The following is a 19,070-nucleotide window of genomic DNA, read 5'->3' on the forward strand; positions in this document are numbered from 1 at the left end:
CGCCACAACGGGACCGGCCCCGCTCCGGCCGACCCGACCACCTCCGGCCCGCACGCCCGCGCCCCGTCCACCGCCGCCCCCACCACCGCCCACCGGCGGTACGGTCGGGCGGGGGGAACGGTGCGGCCGTCGTGGGGAGGTCCGCCAGCGCGTTCGCCGCCTGCGCACTGGCTCGCGAGGAGTTCCGCGGTCGTCACCGCCGACCGCAGCACCGCCGGGGCCGGTGCCCGACCCGCCCGCGCGGAACCCTCCGCGCGCGACCGGTCCGGGCAGCCGCCGCCGCAAAGTCCTTCCTGCGTGGGATCACCACCGGAGCGATCAAGGGATGAAGGTCTGGGTATGCAACTGGATGGGGTGCTGTTCTTCCCGGTGACGCCGTTCGACGCGGACGGCGGGCTCGCGGAGGACGTGCTGGCGGAGCACGTCAAGCGCGGGGTTGCGGCGGGCGCCGGCGGCGTGTTCGTCGCGTGCGGCACCGGCGAGTTCCACGCGCTGGAGCCGTCGGAGGTCGAACGGGCGGTCGCCGTCGCGGTCGAGGCGACGGCCGGTCGCGCGCCGGTGTTCGCGGGCACGGGCGGCCCGCTGCCGGTCGCGCGCGAACTCGCCCGGGCCGCGAAGCGGTCGGGCGCGGACGGCTTGCTGCTGCTGCCGCCGTACCTGGTGACCAACCCGGCCAAGGGCCTGGTCCGCTACGTCACGGAGGTGGCAAGCGCGACGGACCTGTCGCTGATCGTCTACCAGCGCAACAACGCGGTGTTCACGCCGGCGACGGCGGTCGAGGTCGCGTGCCTGCCCACCGTCGTGGGCTTCAAGGACGGCCTGGGCGACCTCGACCTGCTCCAGCGGATCGTGCTGGAGGTCAGGGCGAACGTGGGCAAGCCGTTCCAGTTCTTCAACGGCCTGCCCACCGCCGAGATGACCGTGCCCGCCTACCGCGGCATCGGCGTCGACCTGTACTCGTCGGCGGTGTTCTGCTTCGCGCCGGAGGTCTCGCTCGGCTTCTACAAGGCGGTGCAGGCGGGGGACACCGCGCTGGTGAACCGCTACCTCGCCGAGTTCTACAAGCCCCTGGTCGAGCTGCGCGACAAGGTGCCCGGCTACGCGGTGGCGCTGGTCAAGGCCGCGGTGCGGGCCACCGGACTGGACGTCGGCGGCGTGCGACCGCCGCTGCTCGACCCGGCGCCGGAGCACCTGGCGGAGCTGGAGCGGGTCGTCGCGGCGGGGCGGAGCCTGGCCTCGTGAAGATCACCGACATCACGGTCACCCCGGTCGCCTTCCGGGACCCGCCGCTGCTGAACTCGGTGGGCGTGCACGAGCCGTGGGCGCTGCGCACGATCGTCGAGGTCCACACCGACGAGGGGATCTCCGGCCTCGGCGAGACCTACGGCGACATCGGCCACCTCGACCGGGTGCGCTCCAGCGCGCCCACCCTGGTGGGCCTGGACGTGCACGACCTCAACGGCCTGCACGCCCGGGTCGCCACCGCCCTGGGCGGCGAGGCGGGCTCCGACCGGCACGGCCTGACCGGGCCGCTCACCGCCGAGTCCACCGTCGACCGGGTGTTCGCCTCCTTCGAGGTGGCCACCTGGGACATCCGCGGCAAGGCCCTGGGCCGCCCGGTGAGCGACCTGCTCGGCGGGGCGGTGCGCGACACCGTGCCGTACAGCGCCTACCTGTTCTACAAGTGGGCCGGGCACCCCGGCGCCGAGCCCGACGGGTTCGGCGAGGCGCTCGACCCCGCCGGGATCGTCGAGCAGGCCCGGGCGCTGATCGACGCGCACGGGTTCGGCTCGATCAAGCTCAAGGGCGGCGTGTTCGCGCCGCGGCAGGAGGTGGAGGCGGTCCTCGCGCTGCGCGAGGCGTTCCCCGACCACCCGCTGCGGCTCGACCCGAACGCGGCGTGGACGCCGGAGACGTCGCTGGAGGTCGCCGCCGCGCTCGACGGCGTCGTCGAGTACCTGGAGGACCCGGCCCCGGGCATCGAGGGCATGGCGCGGGTCGCCGCCGAGGCGCCCATGCCGCTGGCGACGAACATGTGCGTCATCGCCTTCGAGCACCTCGCCCCCGCCGTCGAGCGGGGCGCGGTGCAGGTCGTCCTGTCCGACCACCACTACTGGGGCGGCCTGTCGCGCTCCAAGGAGCTGGCCGCGATCTGCCGGACCTTCGGCATCGGCCTGTCCATGCACTCCAACTCCCACCTCGGGATCAGCCTCGCGGCCATGACCCACCTGGCCGCGGCCACGCCGAACCTGGGCTACGCCTGCGACACCCACTACCCGTGGAACGCCGCGGACGACGTGGTCACCACGCCGTTCACCTTCGTCGACGGCGCGGTGCGGGTGCCCACCGCTCCCGGCCTGGGCGTCGAGCTCGACCGCGACGCCCTCGCCCGCGCCGCCGAGGCGTACCGCTCCTGCGGCATCGTCCAGCGCGACGACACGGGGTACATGCAGCAGCACGACCCGTCCTACGAGAGGAAGCGCCCCCGGTGGTGAGGACCGTCGCCCACGTCTACCCGTGGGACGTCATCGGCGACCCGGACGCGGTGTCGCGCGTGGCGTCGCTCGGCGTGGACGCCGTGGCCCTGGCCGCGTCGTACCACACCGTGCGCGCCGCGACGCCGTTCCACCCGCTGCGGCGGCTGGTGGACGCGCGGCACGCCGCGTTCTACCTGCCCGTGCGGGAGGAAGCCTGGCGGGGCAAGCGCTTGCGCCCCGCCGAACCGTCCTGGGTGGACGGTGACGACTCCTACGGCGAGGCTTCCGCGCTGCTGCGCGGGGCCGGCCTGCCCGTGTACGCCTGGACGGTGCTGACCCACAGCAGCCGGCTGGGCGAGGCCAACCCCGACCTGGTGGTGCGCAACGCGTTCGGGGACGCCTACCCGTACGCGCTGTGCCCCTCCCACGACGACGTCGCCGAGTACGCCTCGACGCTGGTGTCCGAGGTGCTGGCGCTCGGCCGGCCGGACGGGGTCGTGCTGGAGGCGTGCGGCCCGCTCGGGTTCTTCCACGGCGGCCACCACGAGAAGACCGACGGCGCCGACTGGACGCCGGTGCAGCAGAAACTGCTGTCCCTGTGCTTCTGCGCGGCCTGCGCCACCCGCTACAACGACCCGGAGGGCCTGCGGAAAGCGGTCCGCGCGGGGATCGACGGCGGGGCGGACGGCGTCGAGGAGGCGTTGGGCGAACGGGCGGCGCACGTGCGCGAGGTGCGCACGGACGTCTCCCGCGCCCTGCGCCGCCGCCTGGTCGGGGAGATCCGCGCCGCCGCGCCGGACGTGCGCATCGCCGCGCACGCCACCGCCGACCCGTGGGGCACCGGGCCGTTCGCCACGGTCGCCGGCGGCGTCGACGCCGACGTCGACGTGCTCACCGCGACCTGCTGGCCGGGCGTCGACGCGTCCGTGCCCGCCCTCCGCGCCCTGCGCGCGGAGGCACCGGACGTGCGCACCGCCGCGTACGTGCTGGCCCTGCCGCCCAAACCGGTCGACGGGGACGCGCTGCTCCGGGAGTGGGTCGCCTACGCCGACGCGGGCGTCGAGGAGTTCCACCTCTACCACGCGGGGCTGGCCTCCGAGCAGCGCCTGGACGCGCTGCGGCACGCCGTCGCGGGGATCAAGGATCACCTGAACGGGTAACTGTGAAAAGGGCGGGGCAACCCGGGGGACCGGGGGCTCCGTCCTTTCCACATGAGGAGCACAGGAACGCTGGGAACCGCGCTCGGTGCGGGCGCGCTGCTGATCGCACTCGTCGGCTGCTCGTCGACCGCGCCCGTCGGCGCGCAGAGCGGTCCGACGCTGACCACGGCGCCGTCGTCGAGCGCGCCCGCCTCGCCGGAGGCCGGGTTCGACAGCCCCGTGCCGCCGGAGGGCCGGGAGGTGCCCGAGGAGCGGATCACCGCCTCCGTCCCCGAGGGCAGCCCCTCGACCGTGTGGACCGAGGAGGACGGCACCGTCCTCGGCGCCATCGGCCAGGAGGGCGGGTGCAGCAAGGCCGGCCTGGAGATCGCCGAGCAGACCGCGCAGGTCGTGAAGGTCGTCCTCGTCGAGACCACCCCCGCCGACCAGCAGGTCTGCACCATGGACATCCGGTACCCGCCGCTGACCGCGAAGCTCGACGCGCCGCTGGGGGACCGCCGGGTGGAGCTGACCACGCGGCAGGACACCGAGTAGACCGCTCCACCCCGGTGCCCGGTCGACCAGCCCTCGGTCGGCCGGGCACCGCCCTGTGCAACCCGTTCGGGCGCGACTACCGTCTCCTGACCATGAGGAACGCCAAGGTTGCCGTCCCCGCGCTCGTCCTGCTCGCCCTCGCGGGCTGCACCGGCACGGGGTCCTCCGGTCCGTCGGGCTCGCTGTCCTCCTCCGCCACGAGCGCCCCCACGGCCACGTCACAGCCCTCGACAACGTTGTCACCGTCCGGTCCGGCCCAGTCGCGGCCCACCGAGGTGCCGCCGCCGGCCAGCGCCGAGCCGCTGCCGGGCGGCTCCACCGAGGTCCCGGACCAGCAGGTGGACGGCACGACGCTGCCCGACACCTACAAGCGCGACGCGTGGGCGTCCGCCGACGGCCGCACCGTGCGGGTCGTCGGCCTGGCCGGCGGCTGCAAGACCGCGTCGGCCGAGGTCGCCGCCCAGTCCGCCGACCAGGTGCAGATCACCCTGGTCACCACCTACACCCCGCCCGCCGGCGGCGGGGTGTGCGCGCAGGAGCTGCGCGACGTGCCGCTGAACGTGGTGCTCGACGCGCCCCTGGGCGACCGGCGGATCGTGCTGGAGGCGCGCGAGCAGACCGGCTGAGCCCGGCCCGCCGCCGCTGCGCTCACTCCTCCACGGGGAACGGGAACGCGCCGTCCCACGCCACCCAGACGTTGGTCTCCACGTCCTCCTCGCCGGTGCCCGCCTCGCCCACGTAGAGCCCGAGCGGGCACCGGTGCGCGGACAGCCGGCGCAGCGTCCACGCCTTCAGGTCGCCCTCCCCGCCACCGCCCTCCCCGCCACCGCCCCCGCCGGGCATGTCGTGCCCGTCGTCGTGCCGGTCGATCCTCCTGAACCGCGCCCTCCCGCCGCTCGACTCGATCACGCTCAACTGCCGGAACCGCGACCCCATGCGATCACTCCCCGTCAACATCCAGTACGCTCCGAATGCGGTGAAAGCTATGCTGTTTGCACAACTTGTGTAAATGTCTCGATCGGGTGATTCGGGGAAGACGATGAGCAGTCCGCACCGCAGTGCCGCGCGCATCCAGATCGGCACCACCCTGCGCCGGATGCGGGAGGAACTGGACCTGCCCCGCGAGCACGCCGCCGAGGTGCTGGACTGCACCGTCACCAAGATCGGCAACATCGAGACCGCCGCCAGCGGCATCCGGTACGCGGAGCTGGAGAAGCTGCTCGACCTCTACCGCGCCGACGAGGCGACCCGCGACGACCTGCTCGGCCTCAACGTCGACGCCAACCGCCGCCGTCGCCGGAGCAAGCGCGGCGGGGTCATCGCGCCGTGGCTGCGCCGCATCCTCGACGTCGAGGCGAGCGCCACCGAGGTCCTGTACTCGTCGTTCGAGCTGGTCCCGGCCGTGCTCCAGACCGAGGCGTACGCCCGCGCGCTGATGACCGCGGTCGGCCTCGCCGAGGAGGTGCTGGAGAAGAACCTCGAACTGCGCCTGGGACGGCGGCTGCTGCTGACCGACCGGCGACCGCCGCTGAACCTGTGGGCGGTGATCGCCGAACCCGCGCTGCGGTCCAACACCGGCGGCCCGGACGTCATGCGCGAGCAGCTCCGGCACCTGCTGGACATGACCGAGCGGGAGAACGTGGTGGTGCAGGTGATGCCCCTGGGCTCTGGGGCGCACGCCCTCACCGGCACTACGCTGACCCTGTTCCGGCTGCCCGAGGGCCTGCCGTCGTTGGTCAGCGTCGACATGCCGTACGGGGACAGCTTCGTCGACAACCAGGCCCAGGTGGAGAAGACCGCACGCTGGTTCGACTTCACCAGGGCCAAGGCGCTGGGCCCGGAGGAGAGCCGCGAACTCCTGACCCGAATCGCGGAGGAGACCTGATGAGCCTTCAGCCCGGCGTGTGGACGAAGTTCAGCGGTGGCGGCTCGAACTGCGTCGAAGTGATGCGCACGACCGACGAGGTGCTGGTCCGCAACTCGAACCGCCCGGAAGAAGCCCCACAGCGGTTCACCCTCACCGAGTGGGACTTCTTCACGCGCGGCGCGAAGCTGGGTGTGTTCGACCTCTGACCGGCACTACTTCCGGAAGCTGATCTGGAGGGTCGGGGCGGAGGTCTCGGCGAAGAAGTCGTTGCCCTTGTCGTCGACCACGACGAACGCGGGGAAGTCCTCCACCTCGATCTTCCAGACCGCCTCCATGCCCAGCTCGGGGTACTCCAGCACCTCGACCTTGCGGATGCAGTCCTGCGCCAGCCGGGCCGCCGGGCCGCCGATCGACCCCAGGTAGAAGCCGCCGTGGGTCTGGCAGGCGTTCGTGACCTGCTTGGACCGGTTGCCCTTGGCCAGCATGACCATGGACCCGCCCGCCGCCTGGAACTGCTCGACGTAGGAGTCCATGCGCCCGGCCGTCGTCGGGCCGAACGAGCCGGACGCGTAGCCCTCGGGCGTCTTGGCCGGGCCGGCGTAGTACACCGGGTGGTCCTTCAGGTACTGCGGCATCGGCTCGCCCGCGTCCAGCCGCTCCTTGATCTTGGCGTGCGCGATGTCGCGCGCCACGACCAGCGGACCGGTCAGCGACACCCGCGTCTTCACCGGCAGCTTCGACAGGGTCTCGCGGATCTCGGCCATCGGGCGGGTCAGGTCGATCTTCACGACCTCGTCCGACAGCTCCTCGCCGTGCACCTCGGGCAGGAAGTGCGCCGGGTCGCGCTCCAGCTGCTCCAGGAAGATGCCCTCGGGGGTGATCTTCGCCTTGGCCTGCCGGTCCGCCGAGCACGACACGGCGATGCCGACCGGGCAGGACGCGCCGTGCCGGGGCAGCCGGATGACGCGCACGTCGTGGCAGAAGTACTTGCCGCCGAACTGGGCCCCGATGCCGAAGTTGCGGGTCAGCTCCAGCACCTGCTGCTCCAGGTCCACGTCCCGGAACGCGTGCCCGAGCGCCGAGCCCTCGGTGGGCAGGCCGTCGAGGTAGCGGGCGGACGCGAGCTTGGCGACCTTCAGGTTCTGCTCCGCCGACAGGCCGCCGACGACCACCGCGAGGTGGTACGGCGGGCACGCGGCCGTGCCCAGCGAGCGCAGCTTCTCGTCCAGGAACCTCGCCAGCCGCGTCGGGTTCAGCAGCGCCTTGGTCTCCTGGTACAGGAACGTCTTGTTCGCCGAGCCGCCGCCCTTGGCCATGAACAGGAACTCGTACTTCGGCTCCACGCCCGGCGCGGTGAACAGGTCGATCTGCGCGGGCAGGTTCGTGCCGGTGTTCCGCTCGTCCCAGAACGTCGTCGGCGCCATCTGCGAGTAGCGCAGGTTCAGGGTCTGGTACGCCTCGAAGATGCCCCTCGACAGGGCCTCCTCGTCGGTGCCGCCGGTCAGCACGGACTCGGTGCGCTTGCCCATCACGATCGCGGTGCCGGTGTCCTGGCACATGGGCAGCACGCCGCCCGCGGAGATGCAGGCGTTGCGCAGCAGGTCCATGGCGACGAACCGGTCGTTGCCGCTGGCCTCCGGGTCGTCCACGATCGCGCGCAGCTGCGCGAGGTGCGAGGGGCGCAGCAGGTGCTGGATGTCGCGGATCGCCTCCCGGGCGAGCAGCGTCAACGCCTCCGGCTCGACCTGGAGGAACGTGCGGCCGGCCGCCTCGACGACCGACACGCCGTCCGGGGTCACCAGCCGGTAGTCGGTGTGGTTGTCCTTCGCCAGCGGCAGGACGTCGGTGTACTGGAACGTGGTGGTGGGCACAGCGGGCACGTCGCGGGCTCCCTTGCGCGCTTCGGGTTCCGCCGAACCTATACCGCCCGCGCCGCCGCGTCCGCGTCCCCGTGGTGTGATTCGCGTCGTGGTCCACAGCCTCACCAAGCGGCAGCTGTCCGCGGACGAGCTCGACACCCTGCTCCGCCGCGCCGCGGGCGTCCCGCTGGCCTCGCACGACGAGCTGACCGAGGGCATGTTCAACACCGCCTACCGGCTCACCGCCGCCGACGGCCGCGGCTTCGTGGTGAAGGTCGCGCCGCCGCCGGGCGTGCCGCTGCTCACCTACGAGCGGGACCTGATGCGCACCGAGGCGCTGGTGTTCGGCCTGATGGCCGAGCGCGGCCTGCCCGTGCCGGACGTGCTGCTGCACGAGGACGGCGTGCTGCTCATGACCGCGCTGACCGGCGTGCCGTGGAACGCGGCGGAGCTGCCCGACGCCGACCGGGCCGCGCTGCGCCACGAGCTGGGGACGATCGTCCGGCGGCTGCACGGCATCACGGGGGAGCGGTTCGGCTACCTCCAGGGGCCGGGCGGGGAGACGTGGCGCGAGGCGTTCGGGGCGATGGTCGAGGCGGTGCTCGACGACGCCGACCGGTTCGGCGTGGAGCTGCCCGACGTGCGGCCCGCGTTCGCGGCGCGGGCGCACCTGCTGGACGAGGTGACCTCGCCGGTGCTGGTGCACGGCGACCTGTGGGAGGGCAACGTCTTCGTCACCGGCGGGCGCGTGGAGGGCCTGATCGACCCGGAACGGGCGTTCTTCGGCGACCCGCTGGCCGAGCTGGCGTCGGTGTCGCTGTTCCGCGAGCCCGACGCCGACTACCTCGCCGGGTACGGCGTCACCGGGTTCACCGCGGCCGAGGGGACGCGCGTCGCGCTCTACCGGGCCTACCTGTGCCTGGTGATGATCGTGGAGGGCGTGCCGCGCGGCTACGCCGGCGAGGAGCGCGAGCGGCACGTGGCGTTCTTCCGCGCGAAGCTCACCGAGTACCTGGACATGTAGGGCCGGGCACCCCGACGTGCGGGCACACCCGCGGCAGCTCCTCGCGGGAACCCCTGTGGCAACTCGTGCGGAAATTCCTGCGGAAACGCGGAAGGCCGGGCCGGCCCCCGACCGCCCCGACCTTCCTCAGCGTGCGACAGCCCCCGCGTGATGGGGCGGGGGTGTCGCATGGCTCGTGTAACGCACGACCGTGCCGTGACCCGCGTCACAAGTCAATCTGCCGAACGGGTGTCGATCCCGTCCGCCCGCCGCGACCCGGTTGGGTCAGCTGGCGTAAGCGCGCAGCTTGGCGGCCCGATCGCCCTGCCGCAGCTTCGACATGACCTCCCGCTCGATCTGCCGCACCCGCTCGCGCGACAGGCCGAACTGCTTGCCGATCTGGTCCAGCGTGCGCGGCTGGCCGTCCTCCAGGCCGTACCGCAGCCTGATCACGGCCTGCTCGCGCGGCTCCAGCGTGGCCAGCACCCGGCGCAGGTCGTCCTGGAGCAGGCCGGAGATGACCGCGCTCTCCGCGTCCGTGGCGTCGGAGTCCTCGATGAAGTCGCCCAGCGGGGCGTCCTCCTCGGTGCCGACGGGCATGTCCAGGCTCACCGGGTCCCGCGCGTGGTCGAGCAGGTCCGAGACCTTCTCCGGGGTCAGGCCCGACTCCTTGGCCAGCTCCTCGCGAGTCGCCTCGCGCCCCAGTTGCTGGTGCAGGTCGCGCTTGATCCGGGCGAGCTTGTTGACCTGCTCGACGAGGTGGACGGGCAGCCGGATCGTGCGACCCTGGTCCGCCATTCCCCGCGTGATCGCCTGCCTGATCCACCAGGTGGCGTAGGTCGAGAACTTGAATCCCTTGGTGTAGTCGAACTTCTCCACCGCGCGGATCAAACCCAGGTTGCCTTCCTGGATGAGATCGAGCAGCGGCATTCCGCGACCGGTGTAACGCTTCGCGAGCGACACGACGAGTCGCAGATTCGCTTCGAGCAGGTGGTTCTTCGCCACGTGACCGTCCCGGATCAACGCGCGCAGTTCCCGCTGACGCAGATCGGGCAGATCGGGCGCGGTCTCCAGCTTGTGCTGGGCGAAGACGCCGGCCTCGATCCGCTTGGCGAGTTCCACTTCGTCGGCCGCGGTCAGCAGCGCTGTCTTGCCGATGCCGTTCAGGTACACCCGAACCAGGTCGGCGGCCGGTCCCTGGGCGTCGAGGTCCAACTCGGCGCTCGTGGTGGTCGTGTCGTTCCCGACCTGTCGGTCGAGGACCTTCGGGACGGTCATGGAGCTCCCTCCCCCTTGTCGCGGGCTGGCAGTGCGGTCGTGTCGCGCACTCCGCGCTGCGCTGCGCGGCTCACCTTTCGGTGCCTGACACTGAGGAGAACGCAAACCGGCCCGAAATGGTTCCCGCTCCCCATGCCCTTCAAGACGTCACTGCCGTCACAGCGGTTGCGCCGCGAATCCTGAGGATTGCCTGAGAGCGGACCTAGAGTTCGACCAACACGGTGAACGGACCGTCGTTCACACTCCGCACCGACATCATCGCCCCGAACCGTCCTGTTTGTACGCGAGCACCCTTCCGGCGCAGTTCCGACACCACCGCCTCGACCAACGGCGCGGCGTGCTCCGGCCGGGCGGCGGCCGTCCAGGACGGCCGCCGACCCTTGCGCGTATCCCCGTAAAGGGTGAACTGGCTGACGACGAGGAGCGGCGCGCCGGTGGTGGCGCACGACTCCTCGTCCCGCAGCACCCGCAGCTCGTGCAGCTTGCGGGCCATCACCGCGGCCTTGTCCGCCGTGTCGTCCACGTGGATGCCCAGCAGCACCAACAGGCCCGGCTCGTCGATCGCGCCGACGACCTCGTCGCCGACCACGACGGACGCCTCTGTGACACGTGCCACAACCGCTCTCACGCGGGCACGACCATCCCGTGCCGCACCAGCTCCCGGACCACCGGCACCGCGGCCTCGGCCAGCGCGCCCTCGTCCAGGTCCTGCGCGTAGGCGAGCAGCGTGACCAGGTCCGCCAGCGGCAGCGCGCCCCGGAACCCGGCGACCAGCCGCGCGGCGACCTCGTCCAGCTCGTGCTGCCAGCCCGGGCCGTCCGTGCGGTGCAGCCGGCGCACCACCGACGACCAGCCGTCCTCGACCGGCGCGGAGACCTCCTCCAGCAGCACCGTCCCGGGCACGGTGAACCGGGTGGCCAGCAGGTCGGCGTCCGACCGGCCGCGCAGCCACGCGACGCGGTCCAGCCAGGCCGCCGACTCGGGGCCCAGCGGGTCGTCGTAGGCGTGGCGCAGGTCCTCGCACACGACCTCGGCGTGCGCCTCCTCGGTGCGGCGCAGCGTGACGAAGCCGAAGCCGATGCCCTCCACGTCGTTCTCGGCGAACCAGTCCAGCCACCGCGCGGCCTTGGCGCGCCCCTCGTCACTGCGCGGGTCGACGCCCGCGTCGCGCAGCCACGTGCCGACGTACAGCGCCGGGTCGGCCACGTCGCGCTGCACGAACCACGCGTCCACGCCGCCGCGCGGCAGCCAGCCGCTCACCCGGTCGGCCCAGTCCTCGCCCCGGCGGTGCACCCAGGAGGCCAGCAGCTGACCGACCCCGCCCTCGGCGAGGAACGCGGGCAGCTGGCGCACGACGAGCGCGCTCGCGTCGTCGCCGGCCAGGCCGGAGTCGCGGTAGACGTAGTCGACGCGCGGCGGCCCCACCACGAACGGCGGGTTGCACACGACCTGGTCGAACCGGCGACCGCGCAGCGGGCCGAACCACTCGCCCTGCCGCAGCTCCACGTCCACCTCGTTGAGCCGGAACGTGCCCCGCGCGAGCGCCAGCGCCCGTTCCGACAGGTCGGTGGCCGTGATCCGTTGTGCGTGCCGGCTCGCGTGCAGCGCCTGCACGCCGCACCCCGTGCCCAGGTCCAGCAGGGTCTCCACCGGCCGCCGCGACGTGGCGCGGGCCAGGCTGATCGAGGCGTGCCCGACACCCAGCACGTGGTCGACGGGCACCGGCCCGCCGCGCTGGTCGGAGTCCAGGTCGGCGACCACCCACCAGGAGCCCTCGTCGTCGCCGTAGGGCCGGATGTCCAGCCCGGCGCGCAGCCGGTCGCCGTCCCCGCGCAGCACCTCGGCCTTGATCGCGTCGTCGAGGTCCACCCCGCCCAGCGCGCTCCTGACCCGCCCCTCCTCCTCGGCGTCGCCGAGCAGGAACAGCCGGATCAGCGTGCCGAGCGCCCCGGCGTCCTCGGTGGCCCGCCGGGCGGCCTCGGGCTCGCCCCGGCCGAGCGCGGCGTGCGCCTGCGGCCCGAGGGCGTCGACCACCCCGTCCGCGTCGTAGTCGGCGGCCCGGAACGCCTCGCGCAGCCTGCTGGTCAGTTCGACAGAGAGATCGGGAAGCACCCCCCAATCCTCCCGCCCACCCCACCACCCCGCCCGCCCACCCCGCGAGTCCAACGCCCAGGCCCCGAGAGTCCAACGCTCAAGCCCCGAGAGTCCAACGCTCAGGACCCCTGAGTTCTGCGTTCGAGCCGACCGGTCGGTATGCGAAATGGAGAACTCAGAGGGCCCGGACGTTGGACTCTCGGGTCCTGGAGGTTGGACTCTCGGGGCCTGGGCGTTGGACTCTCGCGGGTCAGGGGAGGGGGAGGACGGCCAGGGCCACGGCGAGGGCCAGGCGCTGGTCCGGGTCGTCCAGCGGCAGCGCGGTCACCTCGCACATCCGCTGCACGCGGTAGCGCAGGGTGTTCGGGTGCACGGACAGCGCCCGCGCCGCCTCCCGCGCGTCCCCCTGCGCCGCCAACCACGCCCGCAACGTCACCGCGTACCGCGTGCCGTGCTCGGCGTCGTGCCTGATCAGATCCGCCACCGGCCCCCGCGTCGGCACGCGCCCCGCCTCGGCGACACCCGCCAACCTGCGCAGCAGCACCCGCGACCACGCCTCGTCGTAGGCCACCGGCTCCCCGGTGGACAGGGCCAGGCACTCGTCGGCCTCCGACCGCGACGACGCCAGCGACCCGGCGTCCGCCCGACCCCCGATCCCGGCCCGCACGGTCACCCCCTCCGGCAGCTCGCGCCCCAGCTCCCGCACCCACCCCACCGCCGCCGCCGGGTCGTCGCCGCACGGCAGCACGGTGTAGAGCACGTTGCCGAACAGCGCCGACCGGCCGGGCCGCGACCAGCCGAACCCCGCCGTCGCCCGGGAGAACGCGAGCAGCGCCGCCCCGTGCTCGCCGTCGCCCGCGCGCGCCAGCACGGCGATCACCCGCAGGTCCGCGGCCGGCAGCCCCAGCCGCGCCAGGGAACCGGGCGGGCCCGCGTCCAGCGCCTCGATCACCAGCTCCGCCTCGGCCTGCCGCTCCAGGTCCGCCGACGCCCGCGCCCGCAGCAGGTGCAGCGCCGCCGTGCGCGCCCCGTCCACCAGCGCCGCCCGCCGCACGGGGTCCGCGTCGACGTCCACCTCCACCCACACCGAGCCCAGCAGCTCGCGCCCGGCCCGCACCGCCACCACCAGCCGCCCGCCGAGCTGCTCGGTCAGCTTCGGCACGAACAGCGGCTCGTCCGACCTGGCCAGGTGCGCGAACACGCCGTACGAGTCCAGCGCCCGCCACGCCTCCTCCGGCACCCGCCGGCCCAGGATCGTCTGCACCCGCACCGGGTCCACGTCCTGCTGCCGGTAGGAGTAGGCCAGCACCCGCGACCGCGGGTCCTCGATCGTCACCGGCCCGCCGACGACCGCCGCGATGGCGTCGGCCACCGCGAACAGGTCACCCGCGCCCTGACCGCCCAGCACGAGGGTCTGCGCGACGTTCGCCAGCTGCCCCCACGGCACCGACGGGTCCACCAGCAGCACCGCCGCCCCCGACCGGCGCGCGGCGGCGTGCACCCGGTCGTCCAGCGGCGGCGACCCGTGCAGCACGACGGCCGCCGCGGCCGTGCCCGCCACCAGCCGCGCCGCCGCGGCCGGCGACGGCACGCCCAGCCCGAGCAGCACGTCGTCCGGCGCGGCCGGGGTGTGCTCGGCCGGGTCGTGCAGCGCCACGCCCCGCAGTTCCACGTCCCGGCCGCGCGGCGCGCAGCTCAGGTGCGTGCCCAGGCTCCCGAGCACGTCCACCAACCGATCGAGCGCCACCACGTGCGGATCGTCCGGCACGGGGCCGAACCGCCGCAACCGCGTCGCGAATCACGCCGCACCCGTTGTGTCGACCCCGGTGCGTGGTGGGACCATGGGTGCATTGGAGGTGATGTCGTGACCAACCCCGAGCGCGACAGCACACCTGTGCTCATCACCGAGGCGGCCCCCTCCTACGAGGACCAGATCGCCGCCCGCAAGCGCAAGTACGCGATCATGATGGGCGCCCGGATCCCCTGCCTGCTGCTGGCCATGGTCTTCTACCAGACCTGGTGGCTGGCACTGGCGCTGATCGCGCTCTCCGTGCCCCTGCCCTGGATGGCCGTGCTCATCGCGAACGACCGACCGCCCCGCAAGGCGGAGAAGGCCAACAAGTTCGTCAAGGAGCACCGCGCCATCGAGGCCCGACCGCATCAGGTCATCGAGGGCTGAACCCCCGCCGGCCAGGTCCGCGGCCTGGCCGGTTGGGCGCCCACCGACGACACGGCCCGCGCCGCCGCGGTCACGCCGCCCACCAGGGCGTCGTGCCGCGACGCGCCGGTCAACCACGCCGCCAGCAGGCCCGCGTCGAACGCGTCGCCCGCGCCCGTCGAGTCCACGCACTCCACGTCCAGGGCGGGCACCGACCGCACGCCGTCGGCGTCCACCCAGCTCGCGCCGCCCGCGCCGGACGTCAGCGCCACCGCGCCCACCACGCCCAGCAGGTCCGTCGCCGACGCCGGGTCGGCCGACCCGGTCAGCGCCACCAGCTCCTCGGTGTTGGGCAGCAGCAGGTCCACGCCCCGCAGGTCGTCCAGGAACCCGTCGTAGACGAGGGCCGCCGACTGCGGGTCGACCGACGTGGTCAGGCCCGCCTCCCGCGCCGCCCGCAGCGCCGCCACCCCGGCGGCCCGCGACGACGCGTCCAGCAGCACGTACCCGGACAGGTGCAGGTGGGACGCGCCCTCCAGCAGGCCCGGGTCCACGTCGCCCGGCGCGAACCGGGCGTTGGCACCCCGGTCGGGCAGCATCGTGCGCTGGCCCGTCTCGTCCACCAAGACCACGACGCAGCACGTCGCCGCCTCCGGGTCCACCGCGAACGCGCACCGCACGCCCGCCCCGGTCAGCTCGGCGTGCACCTGCCGGCCCGCCGGGTCCGCGCCGACCCGGGTGACCAGCACGGGCGACGCGCCGCACGCGGCCAGCCACACCGCCGTGTTCGCGCCCGCGCCGCCCGGTTCGATCGTCACCCTGGCCCGGCTGTCGCCGCCGTGCACGATGGGCCCGGAGTGCCGGGCCACCACGTCCAGCCCGGCGTCCCCGACGACCACGACCCGCGTCACGCCCGGTCCGCCCGCGCGGCCAGCTCCACGGCGACCCGCGCGGCCAGCCCCGCGTTGCCCACCACCAGCTCCTCGTTGGCGTCCAGGCTCACGCCGCCGCTGGCGGTGTGGAAGTGCTCCAGCAGCGCCGGCGTGACCTCCTTGCCCGTCACACCGCGTTCCACGAGCAGCCGCAGACCCTCCTCCAACAGCCGTTCGTGCAGCTCGGAGGGCATCTCGAACTCCTGCGGGACCGGGTTGGCGAGCAGCACGCCCGCGTCACCCGGCACGGTCCGGTGCGCGGCGACCACGGCCGCCGCCTCCGCCGGGTCCTCCACCCGCCACGGCACGCCGTACACCGACTCGCGCCGGTAGAACGCGGGGAACCGGTCCGTGCGGTAGCCCAGCACCGGCACCGAGCGGGTCTCCAGCAGCTCCAGCGTCGCGCCCACGTCCAGGATCGACTTCACGCCCGAGCACACGACCAGCACCGGCGTGGTGGCCAGCACGTCCAGGTCGGCGGACACGTCCCAGGTGTCCCGCGCGCCCCGGTGCACCCCGCCCAGGCCGCCGGTCGCGAACACCCCGACACCCGCGGCGTGCGCCAGCGCGGCCGTGCTCGCCACCGTCGTCGCCCCGTCGCGGCCCAGCGCCATGGCCGCGCCCAGGTCGCGGCGCGACAGCTTGACCAGGTCACGGGCCGGGTCGCAGACGACGTCCAGCTCGTCGGCGCTCAACCCGACCTTCGGCACCCCGCCCAGCACGGCGATCGTGGCGGGCACCGCGCCCGCGTCGCGGACCACGCGTTCGAGGCGTTCGGCGACCTCGCGGTTGCGGCCGGGCGGCAGCCCGTGGGACAGGATCGTGCTCTCCAGCGCGACCACCGGCCGGTTCTCGGCCAGGGCGGTTCGGACCTCTTCGGTGATGCTCGGCGTACTCACGAGGGGCCATCATCCCAGGTAAGCTGGTGGCGTGAGCACGCAGACTCTGCCCGAGGTGGAGACCCGGCCGGAAGGCACGGACCACACCGGGGACGACACGCCGAAGATGTTCCACTACGTGCGCAAGGCCAAGATCGCGGAGAGCGCGGTCATGGGCACGCACGTCGTGGCGCTGTGCGGCGAGGTCTTCCCGGTGACGAAGTCGCCGAAGCCCGGCTCCCCGGTGTGCCCGGAGTGCAAGAAGATCTACGACGGCCTCCCCAAGGGCGGCGGCGAGTAACCACCGGCCGACCGGGCGCCCCCGTGCCCGCACGGCCGGGGGCGCCTTCGCGTGCACCCGTCGTCGCCCTCGTGGCCGTCCTCGCGGACGTTCAGCGGCGCACGGCGGCACGGGCACCGTGGGGTGCGTGGACCACGTGCACGCCGAGCGACCGCGCGACCCCGTTCCGCCGCCCCGGCGGGCGCCCGCCCCACCGCGGCACACCCTGCTGCGCCTCCAGGCGACCTGCGGCAACGCCGCGGTCCAGCGCTTCCTCGGTGAACAGGGGTTCACGGAGCCGCCGATGGCGTCGTTCGGCAGGACCCGCGGAGTCCTGGCGCGGGACTACGAGACGACCCGGGGCGGTGACCTCGCCAACAGCCGCGTCGCCAACCTGGCCGCCGGGGCCGTCGTGCACGCCGGGCAGGCCACCCCCGACGGCCCGGTCACCGTCGCTCCCACCGTCGTGGTCGACGCCGTGGTCAGCGGGAACCCCCGCCCCAAGGACGACTCCCGCGAGCGCCTGTACCCGTCGCCGCAGGGCAGGAAGCTCACCAAGCGCCCGGACGACCGGAGAGACTGCGCCGAACCGAAGGTCATCGCCAGGCTCAGGCGCGTCCTCGACGGGCTGCACGACGTCCCCGGCGCCTCCCCGCGCCCGGTCGTCTACCTCGACACCGAGAACGGGCCGTGCGTGGATTGCCGGGAGGCGATCACGACCTTCGCCGGCCTGTACCCCTGGGCGGACGTGGTCGTGCGCTGGACCACCTGGTTCGCGAAGGACCGGCGCGCGGCCCCGCCCGACTGGACGGCCGGCACCTCCTTCACCATCCCGCACACCAGGGACCGCGGTGCCCTGCCGTGGCCGAGGGCCAGGCCCGTGGCAGAGCCCGCGGCGGCGGTGGGCCGGCCGACCAACCCCTTCGCGGCGCTGATGGACCTGGCGGCGGAGGAGCGGCCCGCGGCGGCGGTCCGCGTGGCCCCGGCGAAGGCGAAGCGGGCGGCCGACGCGGTGCGGGAGCGCACCAGGAAGATCAAGAACGCCGGGGAGGGCGACAAGGGCAAGGAAGGCGGGAAGGGCAAGCGGACCGGACGGGGCGGGAAGTCCGACCGGGTCGACGCGCTCGTCCTCGCGACCCTCACGCCCGACGCCGCGGTGCGGACCGGGGCGTTCGTCGCGGTCGCCGTCGTGGTGGGCGTCGCCGCGGCGGTCGTGGCACTCCTGCGCGTCCTCGGCCACCTCTGATCCGTCACCCCCGACCGGTCACTCCCGCGGCTCCCGCCCGCGCCGCACGGGCGGGGGTTCACCCTTCCGCTCCACCGGCAGGCGCTCGGTCCCGTTGGTGTCCATCGGCGACGGCGCGGAACCCGGAGCGGGATCGGGGACCGGCGGGTGGTCGGGTGGCACGGGGCCGCCCTGCCAGGCGCGCCTGCCCTCGTCGTTGCGGATGCGCTCGGCGGCCCGCTCGATCTCCAGCCGCTGCCAGCGCCGCCGCTGCCGCCGCGTCATCCTCGCCGGCCACAGCTCCTGCAACGCGCTGTTGAAGTACGCGCCCAGGTTGATCGCCAGCCCGATGAAGTACGCGAACAGCAGGAACGCGATCGGCGTGGCCAGCGCGCCGTAGGTGTAGCCCGTCGTGGTGATCCACTTGATGTAGAGCCGCAGCCCGATCGACGACAGCAGGAACACCGCCATCGCCAGCACCGCGCCCGGCAGCAGCCGGTGCCACGGCAGCTTGTTGGGCAGCGCCAGCTTGTAGAGCGTGGCCAGCGCCAGCACGAGCAGCACGCCGATGCCCGGGTAGTAGGTCGCGCCCAGCCACCCGCCGAGCGTCGGCTCCCACGCGTCGGGGAAGAGCTGGATCAGGATCTCCGGGCCCAGCGCGAGCACCGGCAGGCCGACGATCAGCAGCACGAGGCTCGCCATGTAGAGCAGCAGCGCGAAGATCCGCTGCCACACCTCGTTGCGCACCCCGTACTGGTCGTGGGCCGCGGTGATCGCGTCGACGAACGACGACATCGCCGACGAGCCCGCCCACAGCGAGATCAGGAAGCCGATCGAGACGATCTCGCCCTTGCCGGTGGTGAGGATCTGGTCGACGGTGGGCGCGATCACGTCGTTGACGACGTCCTGGCTGAAGATCGTCCGGCAGAACGAGATGATCCGGTCCTTGACCGCGCTGACCACGTCGGGGCCGAGCCAGACGCCGATCCAGCCCATGCTGCCCAGCAGGCCCAGCAGCAGCGGCGGGAACGACAGGGTCTGCCAGAACGCGGCCTCGGCCGACTCGGAGAAGATGCTCTTCTCCCACGCCTTGGCCCACGTGCGCGCCAACAGGCGCAGGGGGCCCTTGCGACCCGCGCTGCGTGCCCTGTCGTCCCTCGGCGATCCCATCGCGAGGTCAAGCATGGTGCATCGGGAGCGTTTTCGCGGCATCGGAGAACGTGGCGCCCCCGGGCAGCGGGTAGGCTGTCGGTGCCCTCGACGGTCACCCGCACCGAGGGCATTCGCATGCTTGCCGTCGCTGATCAGCGCAGGAGGGGTCCGAG

At 73.5% G+C, this 19,070-nt stretch carries 20 protein-coding genes; 11 read left to right on the top strand and 9 right to left on the bottom strand.

The features are described from left to right. The first annotated feature begins 339 nt into the window (after positions 1-339). The 5 genes from ACR807_RS21820 (at position 340) to ACR807_RS21840 (ending at position 4,797) form a co-directional block, all read left to right on the top strand. Positions 340-1,242 (top strand): 5-dehydro-4-deoxyglucarate dehydratase, encoded by a 903-nt coding sequence (locus ACR807_RS21820; protein ID WP_438923229.1) that lies wholly within the window; start codon positions 340-342, stop codon positions 1,240-1,242. Beyond that, the gene (locus ACR807_RS21825; RefSeq protein WP_438923230.1) at positions 1,239-2,495 is read left to right on the top strand and encodes a glucarate dehydratase family protein; all 1,257 of its coding nucleotides are present in this window, start codon (positions 1,239-1,241) and stop codon (positions 2,493-2,495) included. The genes ACR807_RS21820 and ACR807_RS21825 overlap by 4 nt, the downstream gene beginning before the upstream one ends. Next, positions 2,489-3,637 carry a hypothetical protein gene (locus tag ACR807_RS21830; RefSeq protein ID WP_438923231.1) on the top strand — a complete coding sequence of 383 codons (1,149 nt, stop codon included), beginning with the start codon at positions 2,489-2,491 and terminating at the stop codon, positions 3,635-3,637. The genes ACR807_RS21825 and ACR807_RS21830 overlap by 7 nt, the downstream gene beginning before the upstream one ends. 51 nt (positions 3,638-3,688) lie before the next feature. Further along, the gene (locus ACR807_RS21835; RefSeq protein ID WP_438923232.1) at positions 3,689-4,171 is read left to right on the top strand and encodes a hypothetical protein; all 483 of its coding nucleotides are present in this window, start codon (positions 3,689-3,691) and stop codon (positions 4,169-4,171) included. Between the two features lie 92 nt (positions 4,172-4,263). Then, positions 4,264-4,797, top strand: a complete 534-nt coding sequence (locus ACR807_RS21840) for a hypothetical protein (protein WP_438923233.1) — start codon at positions 4,264-4,266, stop codon at positions 4,795-4,797. A 22-nt stretch (positions 4,798-4,819) separates the two neighbouring features. On the opposite strand, the gene ACR807_RS21845 is transcribed toward ACR807_RS21840, so the two are convergent. Further along, the gene (locus ACR807_RS21845; RefSeq protein WP_438923234.1) at positions 4,820-5,107 is read right to left on the bottom strand and encodes a hypothetical protein; all 288 of its coding nucleotides are present in this window, start codon (positions 5,105-5,107) and stop codon (positions 4,820-4,822) included. A 103-nt stretch (positions 5,108-5,210) separates the two neighbouring features. Here ACR807_RS21845 and ACR807_RS21850 point away from each other — a divergent pair, with 103 nt between their 5' ends. Together ACR807_RS21850 and ACR807_RS21855 are read left to right on the top strand one after the other, a co-directional pair. Continuing rightward, on the top strand, positions 5,211-6,056 hold the full coding sequence (locus ACR807_RS21850; RefSeq protein ID WP_438923235.1) for a helix-turn-helix domain-containing protein: 846 nt from the start codon (positions 5,211-5,213) through the stop codon (positions 6,054-6,056). Then, positions 6,056-6,244 (top strand): DUF397 domain-containing protein, encoded by a 189-nt coding sequence (locus tag ACR807_RS21855; protein ID WP_438923236.1) that lies wholly within the window; start codon positions 6,056-6,058, stop codon positions 6,242-6,244. The genes ACR807_RS21850 and ACR807_RS21855 overlap by 1 nt, the downstream gene beginning before the upstream one ends. A 6-nt stretch (positions 6,245-6,250) precedes the next feature. On the opposite strand, the gene ACR807_RS21860 is transcribed toward ACR807_RS21855, so the two are convergent. After that, complete coding sequence (locus ACR807_RS21860; RefSeq protein ID WP_438923237.1) at positions 6,251-7,918, bottom strand: fumarate hydratase; 1,668 nt, start codon at positions 7,916-7,918, stop codon at positions 6,251-6,253. Positions 7,919-8,006: 88 nt separating this feature from the next. On the opposite strand from ACR807_RS21860, the gene ACR807_RS21865 reads away from it, so the two are divergent. Then, on the top strand, positions 8,007-8,921 hold the full coding sequence (locus ACR807_RS21865) for a phosphotransferase family protein (RefSeq protein ID WP_438923238.1): 915 nt from the start codon (positions 8,007-8,009) through the stop codon (positions 8,919-8,921). A 264-nt stretch (positions 8,922-9,185) separates the two neighbouring features. Here the strand turns inward: ACR807_RS21865 and ACR807_RS21870 are convergent, their stop codons facing one another. From ACR807_RS21870 to ACR807_RS21885, 4 genes are all read right to left on the bottom strand, one after another. Continuing rightward, the gene (locus ACR807_RS21870) at positions 9,186-10,178 is read right to left on the bottom strand and encodes a sigma-70 family RNA polymerase sigma factor (RefSeq protein ID WP_438923239.1); all 993 of its coding nucleotides are present in this window, start codon (positions 10,176-10,178) and stop codon (positions 9,186-9,188) included. Positions 10,179-10,380: 202 nt separating this feature from the next. Beyond that, positions 10,381-10,806, bottom strand: coding sequence for a D-aminoacyl-tRNA deacylase (gene dtd / locus ACR807_RS21875; RefSeq protein WP_438923240.1), 426 nt, complete (start codon positions 10,804-10,806; stop codon positions 10,381-10,383). After that, entirely contained in the window at positions 10,803-12,290 is a 1,488-nt protein-coding gene (locus tag ACR807_RS21880; protein WP_438923241.1) for a DUF7782 domain-containing protein, read from the bottom strand. Before ACR807_RS21880 ends, dtd begins: the two co-directional genes overlap by 4 nt. A 232-nt stretch (positions 12,291-12,522) precedes the next feature. Beyond that, positions 12,523-14,022 carry a PucR family transcriptional regulator gene (locus ACR807_RS21885; RefSeq protein ID WP_438923242.1) on the bottom strand — a complete coding sequence of 500 codons (1,500 nt, stop codon included), beginning with the start codon at positions 14,020-14,022 and terminating at the stop codon, positions 12,523-12,525. Positions 14,023-14,136: 114 nt separating this feature from the next. Between ACR807_RS21885 and ACR807_RS21890 the strand changes: the two genes are divergently transcribed. Continuing rightward, complete coding sequence (locus tag ACR807_RS21890; protein WP_438923243.1) at positions 14,137-14,451, top strand: DUF3099 domain-containing protein; 315 nt, start codon at positions 14,137-14,139, stop codon at positions 14,449-14,451. On the opposite strand, the gene ACR807_RS21895 is transcribed toward ACR807_RS21890, so the two are convergent. Together ACR807_RS21895 and ACR807_RS21900 are read right to left on the bottom strand one after the other, a co-directional pair. Then, positions 14,433-15,341, bottom strand: coding sequence for a carbohydrate kinase family protein (locus ACR807_RS21895; protein WP_438923244.1), 909 nt, complete (start codon positions 15,339-15,341; stop codon positions 14,433-14,435). The genes ACR807_RS21890 and ACR807_RS21895 overlap by 19 nt on opposite strands. Continuing rightward, on the bottom strand, positions 15,338-16,261 hold the full coding sequence (locus tag ACR807_RS21900; protein ID WP_438923245.1) for a pseudouridine-5'-phosphate glycosidase: 924 nt from the start codon (positions 16,259-16,261) through the stop codon (positions 15,338-15,340). The genes ACR807_RS21895 and ACR807_RS21900 overlap by 4 nt, the downstream gene beginning before the upstream one ends. 31 nt (positions 16,262-16,292) lie before the next feature. Here ACR807_RS21900 and ACR807_RS21905 point away from each other — a divergent pair, with 31 nt between their 5' ends. Next, complete coding sequence (locus ACR807_RS21905; protein ID WP_141978007.1) at positions 16,293-16,541, top strand: DUF3039 domain-containing protein; 249 nt, start codon at positions 16,293-16,295, stop codon at positions 16,539-16,541. Positions 16,542-16,668: 127 nt separating this feature from the next. Next, on the top strand, positions 16,669-17,766 hold the full coding sequence (locus ACR807_RS21910; protein ID WP_438923246.1) for a hypothetical protein: 1,098 nt from the start codon (positions 16,669-16,671) through the stop codon (positions 17,764-17,766). Between the two features lie 18 nt (positions 17,767-17,784). Here ACR807_RS21910 and ACR807_RS21915 read toward each other — a convergent pair whose 3' ends face one another. Further along, positions 17,785-18,915 carry a YihY/virulence factor BrkB family protein gene (locus tag ACR807_RS21915; RefSeq protein WP_438923247.1) on the bottom strand — a complete coding sequence of 377 codons (1,131 nt, stop codon included), beginning with the start codon at positions 18,913-18,915 and terminating at the stop codon, positions 17,785-17,787. Positions 18,916-19,070: the final 155 nt, after the last annotated feature.

The sequence above is a fragment of the Saccharothrix sabaoui genome (assembly GCF_051756985.1).
In the GTDB taxonomy this organism is placed as follows: Bacteria; Actinomycetota; Actinomycetes; order Mycobacteriales; family Pseudonocardiaceae; genus Actinosynnema.

What these genes read in the sequence shown, in the direction of transcription:
- ACR807_RS21820 (WP_438923229.1), top strand. Translation starts at nt 340, where the DNA reads ATGCAACTGGATGGGGTGCTGTTCTTCCCGGTGACGCCGTTCGACGCG.
- ACR807_RS21835 (WP_438923232.1), top strand. Translation starts at nt 3,689, where the DNA reads ATGAGGAGCACAGGAACGCTGGGAACCGCGCTCGGTGCGGGCGCGCTG.
- ACR807_RS21840 (WP_438923233.1), top strand. Translation starts at nt 4,264, where the DNA reads ATGAGGAACGCCAAGGTTGCCGTCCCCGCGCTCGTCCTGCTCGCCCTC.
- ACR807_RS21845 (WP_438923234.1), bottom strand. Translation starts at nt 5,107, where the DNA reads ATGGGGTCGCGGTTCCGGCAGTTGAGCGTGATCGAGTCGAGCGGCGGG.
- ACR807_RS21850 (WP_438923235.1), top strand. Translation starts at nt 5,211, where the DNA reads ATGAGCAGTCCGCACCGCAGTGCCGCGCGCATCCAGATCGGCACCACC.
- ACR807_RS21855 (WP_438923236.1), top strand. Translation starts at nt 6,056, where the DNA reads ATGAGCCTTCAGCCCGGCGTGTGGACGAAGTTCAGCGGTGGCGGCTCG.
- ACR807_RS21870 (WP_438923239.1), bottom strand. Translation starts at nt 10,178, where the DNA reads ATGACCGTCCCGAAGGTCCTCGACCGACAGGTCGGGAACGACACGACC.
- ACR807_RS21915 (WP_438923247.1), bottom strand. Translation starts at nt 18,915, where the DNA reads ATGGGATCGCCGAGGGACGACAGGGCACGCAGCGCGGGTCGCAAGGGC.